Here is a 13,510-nt window from a genome sequence, read left to right as displayed (position 1 = left end):
AAGAGGCCGGCACAGGCAAATTAGACCGTATCCACCTTCAACGAATGATCATTGATCATCCCGTTGATGATGGTCGCAGTATCCTGCCCTGCCGAAATCACTCCGCCCGCCCCCGCGGTCACCCCGTAATGCTGGGCCAGGTCGACCCCTGCCAGGTCGATGGTCTGGGTCGGCGCCGCCCCTGCCACACTGCTCACTTCGATGGTCGAGACCACGCTGGTACCGCTGCCGCTGACCTTGAAGTGCAGGTAGTCATCCAGCGAGGCCGCCGTGGCATTCTCACCCTGCAGCAGTTGCGACAGGTCCAGGTGGTCGCTGCCCGGGGTGAAGTCGGTCACCGTGTCATGCCCAGTGTCGCCCTTCTGCCAGACGAAGGCGTCGTTGCCGTTGCCTCCGGTCATGATGTCGTCGCCTGGCCCGCCGATGAGGATGTCATTGCCATCGCCACCCTTGAGCACATCATTGCCCAGGCCACCGTTGAGCAAGTTGTCGCCGGCATCACCGATCAGGGTGTCGTTGTGGTCGGAGCCGATCAGGTTCTCGATGCCGATCAAGGTATCGATGCCGGCGGCACCGGTATCCTGCGGGCCAATATGGCTCAGGTCGACCGTCACCCCTCCAGTGGCCGAGGCATAACTGACGGTGTCGTTGCCCGCCCCGCCATCGAGCAGGTCGTTGCCAAGGCCGCCGATCAGCAGGTCATTGCCATTGCCGCCGTGCAGGGTGTCATTGCCCGAACCACCTACCAGCACATCATGGCCGTCACCACCATCGAGGAGGGTGTCGACGTTGCTTGCCATCAATACATCATTGCCTGCCGTTCCGTTCAGGGTAGTGCCGGCGTGGTAGGTGATATCCACCGCGCCAATAGCACTGCCGCCATGACCATCGCTGACCGTGTAACTGGCCTGATGCACTTCGTTCACGGCATTGCTGTAGTCGACCACCAGGCTCAGCTTGTAGTTTTCGGCGGCCTTGCTGTAGTCCGACGGGTTGGCCTGATTGACCACATGGATGCTGTACACCCCGTCATGGCTGGCAGTGAAGCTGCCACCATCGGCGATGGGCTGGTAGCTGCCATTGGCATCCTTCCACTCCAGGCTCAGGTTGCCGTCGGGGCGATCATGGTCCAACTGCAGGGTTTCGCCCTTGCGCAGGCTGACGGTGATCACGTCCTCGCCATTGGCGTTGCTGCTGCTGATGTTGCCGAGGTAGCCGAGCACCACGAGCGCCGCGGTCATGCTGCCGGCGGCAGTGATGAACGCACTGCGGTCCAGGGCCTTGAACTGGTTGTCGAGGGTATCGCCCTGGCCATCGAAGGTGATGGCAGGCACGCCATTGCCGAGCGTGAAGCCGGCTCCCTTGTCGGCAAAGTGGGTGTTGACGGTGATCGGCTCCGCGTTCAAGTGGTCGTTGTCCAGATCACTGTCATTGGCCAGCAGCACTTCGGACGGCAAGGTGATGCTGGAACCGGTGATGTTGGTGATGACATGGTCGGCCACCGCCACCGGTGCATGGTTGCCATTGATCATTATCAGCAGGTCAGCACTGCTGGTATCGCCGTCATTGTCGCTGACCATGAAGCCGATACGCTCGGGCGGGCTGCTGTCATTGCCATTGGGTGGCGTGTAGGTGAACTCGCCAGTGTCCATGTTCACCAGCAGGCTGCCGCCCAGGCTGGTCTTGATGGTGAGGGTGTTGCCCGTGGTGTCGAAGCTGGCGTTGTCGGCGCCACCGCTGGCCAGGTAACCGCCCTGCCCCGCATTGGCTTTCGGGTCATAGGTGTAGGTGGTGCCGTCCACCAGCAGGGCCTTGATGAAGCCGCCATCGGCACCGAAGGTGCCATCGCTTAGCAGGCTGCCGGTAATCGGCGAACCTTGTACGGTGCCCGACAGCACGCCATAAAGTTGGTTGAAGTCGTTGACGATCACCGCGTTGGTGTCGGTATGGCTGTTGCCGTCATAGGCCAACGGGTTCAGGTTGCCCGCGTTGACGTCCTGGCCCAGGCCAATGGCGTAGGATTTGATGCCATTGCTGTCGAGGAACGTCTCCCAGCTGGTTTCGCGGGGCGCGGTCATGGCATGCCCGGAGCTGGGCTCGCCATCGGAGAAGAAGTAGCTGACATTCTGTGCACCGGCCAGCTTGCCATTCTGGGCAAAGGCCGTCTGGGCAGCGGTGGCCGCGCTGTCGTAGTAGGTCGAACCGCCAGCATGCAAGCCGCTGACGATCGACTTGGCGACCTCGATGCTGACCCACTCCGCCGACTGAATGTGCGCCCCACCGCTGAAGGTGACGACCTGCACCTTGATGTCGCCCATGCCGTCGTACTTGTCGAGCAGCGCAGCGATGGCGTGTTTGGCCGCGTCCAGGCGGGTCAGGCCGGGTATGCCGGAAGCAGAATCCATGCTGCCGGACACATCGATCACCAACAGGATGTTGGAATCCAGCTTGCCCGGCGTGATGCTGCGTTCGGCGCAGACCGCATTGGGTACGTCGTCGACAACGGTGATGGCGATGTTGCTGGTGACGCTGTGGCCCAGCGCGTCGGTGGCCTTGTAGGTGAAGTAGTCGACTGCCGAATCGGCACCCGGGGTATGGGCCGGCGAAGTCAGCGTGTAGGTGTAGCTGCCGTCAGGGTTGACGCTGATCTGCCCGTACTGGCCGACAGCGTTGCCCACCAGGCTGTAGGTCAGCGCCCCCACGCCACCGGAAACCGACCCAACCAGCGAGCCGGATGCGGTTTCGCCGGTCGATGTCGGATCGCTGCCAACGGTGGTGCCCGCAGCCAGGTCGTTGCCATCCTTGTGCAGGTCGAGGGCTTTCTCGTACACCGTGACATCACGGTCCCCGCAGGCCACGAGGCTGGCATCGTGCACGTTGATGGTGATCGTCGTGGTGCTTTCGTCACCGTCGGCATCGCGAATGGTGTAGACGAAGGTGTCAACGGCATCCCGTGGCGACACCGCGTCCGGGTTGGAGTGGTAAACCGCGTTGCCCTTTTCATCGAGGGTCAGGTAGCCATACTGGCCATTGACCTGGGTGTTCAGCTGGCCGATGGCCGAGGTACTGGTGTCGTTACCGGCACGCACGCCAACCACGTAGTTGCCATCGCTGCGCACATCGGCCCCGACCACGTCGTTGTACATCACATTACCGCGCACCTCGTCACCCTTGTACACGCTGACAAAATCGCAATGGGCTTGGGGCACGTCGTCGACGATGGAGATGACGATGGTGCTGGTGGCCGAATGGCCATAGGCGTCCTGGACCTGGTAGGTAAAGGACTCCGTCACGGTGTTGGCGCCGTCGTTGGCATGGGTCGGCGAGTTGGCCGGTGAGGTCAGGGTATAGGTGTAGCTGCCGTCGGCATTCAGGTGAAGCTGGCCGTACTGCCCGACAGCATTACTGACCAGGCTGTAGGACAACGCGCCTAAACCACCACTGGCCAATCCGACCAAGCTGCCAGACGCGGTTTCGAGAGGTGATGTCGGGTCGCTGCCGGTAACGGTACCTGCGGCGAGATCGCTGCCGTCCTTGCTCAAGTCCAGCGCTTTTTCGAACACCGTGACGCCACCGTCCCTGCACACTTCGATACGCGGGTCATGCACGTTGATGGTGACCGTCGTGGTGCTTTCGTCACCGTCGGCATCGCGAATGGTGTAAACGAAAGTGTCCACTGCATCACGCGGCGACACCACGTCCGGGTTGGAGTGGTAAACCGCATTGCCCTTTTCATCGAGGGTCAGGTAGCCGTACTGGCCATTCACCTGGGTGTTCAGCTGGCCGATGGCCGAAGTGGATGTGTCGCTGCCAGCGCGCACACCGACCACATAGTTGCCATCGCTGCGCACATCAGCCCCGACCACATCGTTGTACATCAGGTTGCCGCGCACCTCGTCGCCCTTGTACACGCTGGTGTAATCGCTGTGGGCTTGCGGCACGTCGTCGACGATGGTGATGGCAATGGTGCTGGTGGTTGAATTGCCGACCGCGTCTTTCACCTGGTAGGTGAAGGTTTCGGTCACGCTGTTGGGGCCGTCATTGGTGTGGGTCGGCGAGTTGGCCGGTGAGGTCAGGGTGTAGGTGTAGGAGCCGTCGGCGTTCAGGTGAAGCTGACCGTACTGGCCCGTGGCATCGCTCACCAGGCTGTAGGTCAACGCACCGACACCGCCGCTGGCAGAGCCGACCAGGGTGCCGGAGGCGGTTTCGCGGCTCGAGTCCGGGTCGCTGCCGGTAACGCTGCCTGCGGCCAGGTCACCGCCATCCTGATGGGTATCCAGAGCGCTCTCGTGGACCGTTACCCCGCCCACGGGGCCGGCAACGAGCGAGCAGTCCTGCACATTGATCGTGATGGTCGTGGTGCTCTCGTCACCGTCAGTGTCGCGAATGGTGTAGACGAAAACGTCGCTGGCGCCTTGCGGCAGCACCGCATTCGGGTTGGCGTGATAGACCGCATTACCCGCCGCATCAATGGTCAAGGTGCCGTACTGGCCCAGGATCTCGGTGTTGAGATTGCCGATGGCCGATGTCGACGTATCGGAGCCGGCACGCGCACCGATCACGACATTGCTGGTGCCCGCCTGGTCCGCACCCAGTTTGTCGTTCCACAAGACATTGCCTGTGGCTGTCCCGCCTTCAACCACGCTGGTGCTATCCGCGCTCGCCTGCGGCACGTCATCGACGATGTTGACATCCAGGCTGCCGGTGGCGGTGCTGCCATCGACATCCTTGGCGACCACGTCGAAGTGTTCGCTGAGGCTGTTGGCACCGGCACCGTTGGGGTGGCTGCCGTTGTCGGTCAAGGTGTAGCTGTAGCTCACCACCCCGGTGGCAGAGTTGTAACCGGTGATGGTCAGGGTGTTGCCTTGCGCCGTGACCAGCGATTGCGGGAAGCCGACGGCCACGCCGTCAGTTACCACGGCGATGCCGCCCACGCTCAGGCTTTGCAGGCCATCCGGTGCAGTGACCTTGAACGTGCCTTGCTGGGTCAGCGCATTCGCATCCGGCGAGGTGCCGTCGCTCAGGTTCTTCTCGTAGACGGTCAGCTCGCCGTTCTGCAGGTCCAGGCCGTTGAGGGTCACCGGGTCGTTGAGGTTGCTGATGTTCAGCGTCAGGGTCGCCGTGCTGGTATCGCCGTCAGCGTCCTTGATCGTGTAGGTGAAATGCTCCACACCCTCGCCGCCACCGCCCAGGTTCTTGAAGTCCGGGGCGTTGGGGTTGAGCGTGTAGGTGTAGGATCCGTCTGCGGCCAGGACCAACGTGCCGTAGGTGCCGGTGTAAGTACCTGCGATCACAGGGCCGCCAACAACGCGGTCAGCGCCCTGGATATCGTTGCCCAACACGTTACCGGTCAGCTCGACGTGCTGTTCGGTTGCCGTCACCGCGTTGCTGTCGTCCACCGCTTTCGGCACGTCGTCGACGATGTTCACATCCAGGCTGCCGGTGGCGGTGCTGCCATCGACATCCTTGGCGACCACGTCGAAGTGTTCGCTGATGCTGTTGGAACCGGCACCGTTGGGGTGGCTGCCATTGTCGGTCAGGGTGTAGCTGTAGCTCACCACCCCGGTGGCAGAGTTGTAACCGGTGATGGTCAGGGTGTTGCCTTGCGCCGTGACCAGCGATTGTGGGAAGCCGACGGCCACGCCGCCGGTGACCACGGCGATACCGCCCACGCTCAGGCTTTGCAGGCCATCCGGTGCAGTGACCTTGAACGTGCCTTGCTGGGTCAGCGCATTCGCATCCGGCGAGGTGCCGTCGCTCAGGTTCTTCTCGTAGACGGTCAGCTCGCCGTTCTGCAGGTCCAGGCCGTTGAGGGTCACCGGGTCGTTGAGGTTGCTGATGTTCAGCGTCAGGGTCGCCGTGCTGGTATCGCCGTCAGCGTCCTTGATCGTGTAGGTGAAATGCTCCACACCCTCGCCGCCACCGCCCAGGTTCTTGAAGTCCGGGGCGTTGGGGTTGAGCGTGTAGGTGTAGGATCCGTCTGCGGCCAGGACCAACGTGCCGTAGGTGCCGGTGTAAGTACCGGCGATCACAGGGCCGCCAACAACGCGGTCAGCGCCCTGGATATCGTTGCCCAGCACGTTACCGGTCAGCTCGACGTGCTGTTCGGTTGCCGTCACCGCGTTGCTGTCATCGAATGCCTGCGGCGCATCATCATGGATGATCACATCGAGCGAGCCTTGGGCGACATCGCCGTCACTGTCACTGACGAGCACCTGCAAATGCTCGGTCAACGACTTGGCCCCATCGTTTTCGATATGTTGTCCGGATGCAGTGAGTGTATAGCTGTAACTTACCTGGCCAGTGTCAGGGTTGTAGCCAGTAATCGTCAGGATGTTACCTAGCCCGGTGGTGATCGACTGTCCAACGCCCGTCACCACACCGCCCGTCACCACATTGATGCCACCGACACTGAGATTGAACACGCCATCCTGTGCCACCACGGTAAAGCGGCCCTGTTGGGTCAGTGCCATCGCATCACTGGCAGAACCCAGTGGCAGATTCGCCTCGTTCAGGCTCAGTTCACCCGGGGCGATGTTCAGGCCCAGCAAGGTGACGGGATGATTTTCGTCTACTGACGGGATGGTCGGCTCCGTAGGTCCCGTGCCGCCATTGCCGTTGTCACCTGCCACGGGCCGACCGTTGAGCGTACTGCCATTGCTGGGGTCGAGGCCGCCTACTTCGCGGTTGGCAAGTTCGGGAAAACCATTGAAACCTGCCGTCGGGAAGCCCACCACCGGATCGACACGGGCGCCGACCTCATCAAGTATGACGAAACTGTGACCACCTCCCAGCGCCCCGGAAACACTAGGGCTGCCTGAGCCGGCGGCGGTTGCCTCGGCGCTCTGGGTCGGGTCGTCGCCTGCGGCAATCGCCTGCTGGATACGCTCCACATCAGTCAATTGTGCGTCGCTCGGCGCTACGTCGTGGGCCGGTGCATGGGGGGCCCGGTTGGCCAGCAGGTCTGGCGTCATCTCCAGGCTGCTGTCGCGGCCCAGGGTCAACTCGGCACCGTTCTGCAGGCGCACCGCCACGGCCCCTGCAGCCCCCGTCTCCAGCTGCTCGCCCACGAACAGGCGGTCACCTTCGATCAAAGGGCGCCGACTTCCATCGCTGGCGACTGCGAATACCTGGCCAATCACCTTGCTGACCACACCGACATACTTAGCCATGAGCGCACGCCTCCCCTTACTGGTGGGCTACATCAGCCAGTGACATTGCGCAGGCAGGTGCAGGCATGGGCTACGAAACCGTTCGACGGTAAGACTCGTACGCTCAGGCACTACTTTGGCGATAGTAATAATGTAAGTTGGCCATCAATTTCTGCCAATTTTTTGTCGCCAAATACTGCTTTCACCCAACCCCTCTACGTCCTTAGCTGCAAAAAATATGGAACTTGCCGCAGTGCTTGTACATCGCGCCCTGTAACGACTCGCGAATTCACTTGGATGAAACAATGTCTTGCTTTCCTTAGACCGCATAAGTTTTTTTTCGCATAACCATTATGAAAAAATCTTCTTAGATCGCCCGTCAAATGTTCTTAGCTCTGTTGTTACAAACATGAAACGGTTTGGATAATAAAATTCGTCATTTTTTTGGCGAAAAGCAGGAATTTATTGTGACCAGGGAGAAGTAGCCCCATGCGCGTTTTAACCCCCCTCGCCAGCGCCATGTTGATAGCCATGGCATGCACGAACGTCGAGGCGATGTCCCTCAACGAAGCCATCCAGAGTGCCGTGGATTACCACCCGCAGATCAGCTCCAATCGCAACAGCAAGCTTTCGGCCGATGAGGATGTCAAATTCGCCCGCGGTGGTTACTACCCGACCGTGGATCTGGTGGCAGGTTATGGGCGTCAGCGCTCGGACAACCTCAACACCCGTGGTATCAACCCGGACGGCACGACCAACCACAACAAGGAAACCCTCAACTACACACAGTCGGAACTGCGCCTGCGGCAAATGATCTTCGACGGTTTCAACACCGCCAATGAAGTGGGCCGCACCGAGGCGGTGGCGACCTCTCGCGCCTACTACACCCAGGCCATCGCCCAGGATGTCGCCTTGCGCACCGTGGAGGTGTACCTGGAAGTGCTCAAGCGCCGGGAGCTTGTGGACCTGGCCAAGAACAACCTGCAGGCGCACTTGCGCGTCAACGACCAGATCGGCCTGCGTAGCGAACGCGGTGTCGGCAGCACCGCCGACCTCGATCAGTCCCGCGCCCGTCGCGCCCTTGCAGAAAACAACCTGGACACTGCCGAAGTCGACCTCGCCGATGCCGAAGCCAACTTCTATAGTGTGGTCGGCCGGATGCCAGACGAACTGGAAGGGCCGCGCTCGATCAAGGTTGATGTGCCAGGCACGCTGGACGAAGCACGCGAAGCCATGCGCCAGAACAACCCTTACCTGAAGTCGGCCCAGGCCGACGTCAATGCCGCGGAACAGCAATACGAAGTCGCCAAGTCGCCGTTCTACCCGCGTCTGGACGCGGTGCTGGCCACCGGTGCCAACAACAACATCGGCGGCGAGCGAGGCCACAGCAACAACGACTGGCAGGCCGGCGTCGAGCTCAGTTACAACCTGTTCCGTGGCGGCAGTGACAAAGCCCGGCTGCAATCTGACGCGCACAAGATCAACCAGGCCCTGGACATCCGCAACAATGCCCTGCGCGAGCTGACCGAAAACCTCAGGTTGTCCTGGAACGCGATGAACAACGCCCGCAAGCAGACCCCGACCGCACGCGAATACGCCGAGACCACTCAGCGCGTGCGCGCCGCCTATCAGGACCAGTTCGGCCTCGGCCAGCGCACCCTGCTCGACGTGCTCGACAGCGAAAACGAGCTGTACAACGCCAACCGCCGTTACACCGAAGTGCGTTATACCGAAGAGTATTCGATGTACCGGGTACTGGCGACCATGGGTGAACTGCTCAGCAAGCAACGCATTTCGCTACCACCAGAGGCTATCGCCAACAACGACGTCCGGACCGAAGCCAGATTGCCCGACATGCGCTGAGCGTCGCCCGCACTGGCACGGATCGCCTGCACAGCAAAACCATCCACCTGGCGGGAGTAGGCCATCGTGACCAGTATGCAAAGTGCGCAACCGCGCCCGGATGTCGATGACCCGCTGCTCGATGGCCTGCTGATACTCTGCCGGCTGCATGGCCGCCCGGCCAGCCGCGCCAGCCTGTGCAGCGGCCTGCCATTGGCCCAGCAACGTCTGGGCGCGGACTTGCTGCCGCGGGCTGCGGCGCGTGCCGGGCTGCAAGCGCGGGTGCTGGAGCGGGCGCTGGATGATATCTCGGCGCTCAACCTGCCAGTGCTGCTGTTGCTCGACAATGGCCGCAGCGCGGTGTTGCAGCGCTGGGGCGATGACGGCCGAGCGCTGATCCTGCCCTGCGAAGCTGAAGGCGGCGAACAATGGGTCGAGCGCGAAGCACTGCAGCAGGCCTACAGCGGCCACGCCCTGTTCGCCCGCCCACGGCATACCCTCGAAGACGTGCGCTCACCGCTGTTGCCGCGGGTCAACGCCTGGTTCCGCGACACCCTGCGCCATTCCCGTTGGTTGTATGGCGACGCCCTGCTGGCCAGCCTCCTGATCAACCTGCTCGGCCTGATGGTGCCGCTGTTCGTGATGCAGACTTACGACCGCGTGGTCCCCAACCAGGCGCTGTCGACCTTGTGGGTGCTGGTCGCTGGCCTGTTCATCGGCACCGCCTTCGAGCTGGTGCTGCGCATGGTCCGCGCCCACTTGCTGGACCAGGCCGGCAAGAAGACCGACCTGATCCTCTCCGCTACCCTGTTCGAGCGCATCACCGGCATGGCGATGAAGGCCAAGCCCGCCACTATCGGTGGTTTCGCCCAAAGCATCCATGACTTTCAGGGCCTGCGTGAATTCCTCACCGCAGTCACCCTGACCAGCATCATCGACCTGCCCTTCGTGGCGCTGATGCTGCTGGTGATCGGCCTGCTCGGTGGCTGGCTGGTGCTGATCCCGCTGATCGCCTTCCCGCTGGCAGTAGGCTTTGCCCTGGCCATCCAGGCCCGCCTGCGCGACACCGTGCAAAAAAGCCTGAGCCTCGGCGCCGTGCGCCAGGCGCTGTTGATCGAAACCCTCGGCGGCCTGGAAACCCTCAAGGCCTGCGGCGCCGAAAGCGAACGCCAGTATCAGTGGGAGCACACCAACGCCGCCATCGCCCGCCTCGACGCCCACGCCCGCAACCTGTCGTCGCTGGCCAGCAACGGCACGCTGTTCATTCAGCAGTTCTGCGGCATGGCCACCATCGTTGCCGGGGTGTACAGCATCATCGCCGGCAACCTCAGCGTTGGCGCCCTGGTCGCCAGCTACATGCTCGGCAGCCGCGTCCTCGCCCCGCTCGGCCAGATAGCCGGGCTGATCACCCGCTACCAACAGGCGCAGCTGACCATGCGCAGCACCGACGCACTGATGGCCCTGCCCCAGGAACGTCAGCTCGATCAGCAGGCCCTGGAGCACACCACGCTCAAGGGCGGTCTGGCGCTGAGCCACATCACCTTCCGCTACCCGGGGCAAGTCAGCCCGGCACTGCACGATGTGAACCTGACCATCACCCCCGGCGAGCGCATCGGCATCATCGGCCGCAGCGGCTCGGGCAAGAGCACCCTCGGGCGCCTGCTGATGGGCTTCCATCACCCCGACGAAGGCCAGGTGCTGCTGGACAACCTTGACCTGCGCCAGCTGGACATCGCCGACCTGCGCAGCCAGATCGGCTACGTGGCCCACGACCTTTCACTGCTGGCCGGCAGCCTGCGCGACAACCTGACCCTCGGCGCCCGCCACATCAGCGATGCGCGCATGCTCGAAGTGGCCGAACTGACGGGCGTCAGCGAGCTGGCCCGGCAACACCCCAACGGTTTCGACCGCCCGGTAGGCGAGCGCGGCCAGTTGCTCTCCGGCGGCCAGCGCCAGGCTGTGCTGCTGGCTCGCGCACTGCTGCTGGAACCGCCGATCCTGATCCTCGACGAACCCACCAGCCACATGGACAACAGTAGCGAAGAGCAACTGCGCCAGCGCCTGCTGAGCTGGGTGCCAGGCAAGACCGTGCTGCTGGTCACCCATCGCACCGCGATGCTCAGCCTGGTGGAGCGGCTGGTGGTACTGGACAACGGCAAGATCGTCGCCGACGGGCCGAAGGATGCGGTTGTCGACGCCCTGCGCAAGGGCCGTATCGGCTCGGCCCTTTGACTCAAAATACTCAACCCTGTGGGAGCGGGCGCGCCCGCGAAGCAGACACCGCGGTGTGTGGCACCGGCTTTGCCGGTGTTCGCGGGCAAGCCCGCTCCCACAGGGACCGCGCCTTGCCACTGAGACAAGTGAGGTAGGCATGTCCTTGAGCCACAACATCCGTAGCAGCCATGGCGCCGACAAACGGGCCGAACGCGACTACATGCCGGAACTGGCCGGCGCCACCCTTCAGGACTCGCCACGCCTGTCGCGGCTGACAGTGTGGCTGGCCGCCGCGCTATTGCTGGTGGCGCTGGTCTGGGCCAGCCTGGCGGTGCTCGACGAAGTGACGGTCGGCGAAGGCAAGGCCATCCCGTCGAGCAAGGTGCAGGTGGTGCAGAACCTCGAAGGCGGCATCGTTACCGAGATTTTCGTGCGCGAAGGGCAGATGGTCGAAAAAGGCGCCACGTTGCTGCGCCTGGACGACACCCGCTTCAAGTCCAACAAAGGCGAAAGCGAGGCTGACCGTTATGCCCTGACCGCCCAGGTCGAGCGCCTGTCGGCGGAAGCCGAGGGCCGCCCGTTCGTGCTTTCGGATGAAGTACGTGCCAAGGCGCCGCAGGTCGCCGAAGACGAGATCGCCCTGTACGGTTCGCGCCAGCGGCGCCTGGCCAGCGAAAAACAGACCCTCAACGAACAACTGCGGCAGAAGAACCAGGAGCTGGCCGAGTTCCGTTCCAAGGTCGACCAGTACCGCTCGGCCGTAGCACTGCTGCAGCAGGAGACGGACATGTCAGCGCCGCTGGTGAGCAAGGGCGCCATCTCGCCGGTGGAGATCCTGCGCCTCAAGCAACGCACCGTGGAAGCCCGCGGCCAGCTCAATGCCACCAGCCTGGCCATTCCCCGCGCCGAGGCAGCGATCGCCGAGATCAAGAGCAAGATCGAGGAGTCTGATGCAAGCTTCCGCTCGGACGCAGCCAAAGAGCTGAATGACAAGCGCACCGAGCTGTCCAAGATCACCGCCACCAGCATCGCCATCGACGACCGGGTCAACCGCACCACAGTGGTGTCGCCCGTGCGCGGCATCGTCAAGTTGCTCAAGGTCAACACCATCGGCGGCGTGGTGCAGCCGGGCAGCGACCTGGTGGAGATCGTGCCGATCGAAGACAACCTGCTGATCGAGGCCAAGGTGCGCCCGCAAGACGTGGCCTTCCTGCACCCGGGGCAACCGGCGATGGTCAAGTTCAGTGCCTATGACTACACCATCTACGGCGGGCTCAAGGCCAAGCTGGAGCTGATCAGCGCCGACACCGTCACCGATGACAAGGGCAATGCGTTCTACCTGATCCAGGTGAGGACCGAGAAGAACCACCTGGGTGGGGACAACAAGCCATTGCTGATCATCCCCGGGATGGTGGCCACGGTGGATATCATCACCGGGCAGAAGAGTGTGCTGGATTATCTGCTCAAGCCGGTGCTCAAGGCACGGACCGAGGCGCTGCGGGAAAGATGAACAGCCTTTCAGGCCCTCTTCGCGGGCAAGCCCGCTCCCACAGGATCACCGCTGGCCGTGAAATCTGCGCAGTACTGTGGGAGCGGGCTTGCCCGCTAACAGGCCGGCACAGAAAAAGCATGACCTCAACCCTCACCCATGATTACGGGCAAATGTCTCGGCGCCCATGGCCTTGATCTGCCCTTCGATCAACGCCTCGAACGGCCGCAACAGGTCATCGAAATTCACGGGTTGTTCCAGCACGTTCAACGCCTGCACCACCGCCTCGAGGGTCGACACCGCCCCCGGCTCCGGTGCCTTGCGCAGGCGGTAGCGTGAAGGCGCCACCTCGGCCAAGGTCATGCGAGGCAGCGCGTCGAGCAGCGGATTCAGGTACAGCAGCTTGCGTGCCTTGCGCCAGGTGCCGTCGGGGACGATCAGCATCAATGGCCTGTCGTCCGTTTCGCCGTAGGCCGTCAGCGCTTGCGCCTGTTCGCCCGGGAACAGCAGCACAGGCCGATAGCCTGGGCTGGCCAACAGCTCGCCAAGGTCAGTGAACACTTCGCCGACCCGCAGTTCGGCATTGACCAGGCCCAGGGCGGCCAGGCGGGCGGTGTTCAAGGCGTGGGCGGTTTCACTGGGGTGCTGCAGCAGGACCACGCGGGTGCGGCTTTCCAGGCTGGGGATCAGTGGGCAAAGGCAATGGTCGAGCGGGCGCTGGCAGCGTTCGCAGCGGGGTCTGGGCATGGGGGTCTCCGTTGGCGGAGGGATTTTGCCACAGGCTGGAAGTTTGGGCCCGCTTTGCGGGCCCCAA

At 62.8% G+C, this 13,510-nt stretch carries 5 protein-coding genes; 3 read left to right on the top strand and 2 right to left on the bottom strand.

Annotation, left to right across the window (positions count from 1 at the left end):
• Window positions 1-20: 20 nt before the first annotated feature.
• Complete coding sequence (locus ACTORR_RS21795; RefSeq protein WP_441343891.1) at window positions 21-7,172, bottom strand: retention module-containing protein; 7,152 nt, start codon at window positions 7,170-7,172, stop codon at window positions 21-23.
• Window positions 7,173-7,640: 468 nt separating this feature from the next.
• On the opposite strand from ACTORR_RS21795, the gene ACTORR_RS21790 reads away from it, so the two are divergent.
• The 3 genes from ACTORR_RS21790 to ACTORR_RS21780 all read left to right on the top strand — a co-directional run bounded on the left by ACTORR_RS21790 (window position 7,641) and on the right by ACTORR_RS21780 (window position 12,717).
• Window positions 7,641-9,014 (top strand): TolC family outer membrane protein, encoded by a 1,374-nt coding sequence (locus ACTORR_RS21790; RefSeq protein WP_054885664.1) that lies wholly within the window; start codon window positions 7,641-7,643, stop codon window positions 9,012-9,014.
• 75 nt (window positions 9,015-9,089) lie between these two features.
• Window positions 9,090-11,225: a type I secretion system permease/ATPase gene (locus tag ACTORR_RS21785; RefSeq protein ID WP_313365760.1), complete on the top strand. Its 2,136-nt coding sequence runs from the start codon at window positions 9,090-9,092 to the stop codon at window positions 11,223-11,225.
• Window positions 11,226-11,364: 139 nt separating this feature from the next.
• Window positions 11,365-12,717, top strand: coding sequence for an HlyD family type I secretion periplasmic adaptor subunit (locus ACTORR_RS21780; RefSeq protein WP_099815427.1), 1,353 nt, complete (start codon window positions 11,365-11,367; stop codon window positions 12,715-12,717).
• A 132-nt stretch (window positions 12,718-12,849) separates the two neighbouring features.
• Here the strand turns inward: ACTORR_RS21780 and ACTORR_RS21775 are convergent, their stop codons facing one another.
• Window positions 12,850-13,443: a tRNA-uridine aminocarboxypropyltransferase gene (locus ACTORR_RS21775; protein ID WP_054885667.1), complete on the bottom strand. Its 594-nt coding sequence runs from the start codon at window positions 13,441-13,443 to the stop codon at window positions 12,850-12,852.
• Between the last annotated feature and the right edge of the window lie 67 nt (window positions 13,444-13,510).

The sequence above is a fragment of the Pseudomonas sp. SAR267 genome, from assembly GCF_052077595.1.
Lineage (GTDB): Bacteria > Pseudomonadota > Gammaproteobacteria > Pseudomonadales > Pseudomonadaceae > Aquipseudomonas > Aquipseudomonas vlassakiae.
Note: the sequence above shows the minus strand (reverse complement) of the source record. Positions and strands in the feature narration are given on the sequence as shown.

What these genes read in the sequence shown, in the direction of transcription:
- ACTORR_RS21790 (WP_054885664.1), top strand. Translation starts at nt 7,641, where the DNA reads ATGCGCGTTTTAACCCCCCTCGCCAGCGCCATGTTGATAGCCATGGCA.
- ACTORR_RS21785 (WP_313365760.1), top strand. Translation starts at nt 9,090, where the DNA reads ATGCAAAGTGCGCAACCGCGCCCGGATGTCGATGACCCGCTGCTCGAT.
- ACTORR_RS21775 (WP_054885667.1), bottom strand. Translation starts at nt 13,443, where the DNA reads ATGCCCAGACCCCGCTGCGAACGCTGCCAGCGCCCGCTCGACCATTGC.
- ACTORR_RS21795 (WP_441343891.1), bottom strand. Translation starts at nt 7,172, where the DNA reads ATGGCTAAGTATGTCGGTGTGGTCAGCAAGGTGATTGGCCAGGTATTC.
- ACTORR_RS21780 (WP_099815427.1), top strand. Translation starts at nt 11,365, where the DNA reads ATGTCCTTGAGCCACAACATCCGTAGCAGCCATGGCGCCGACAAACGG.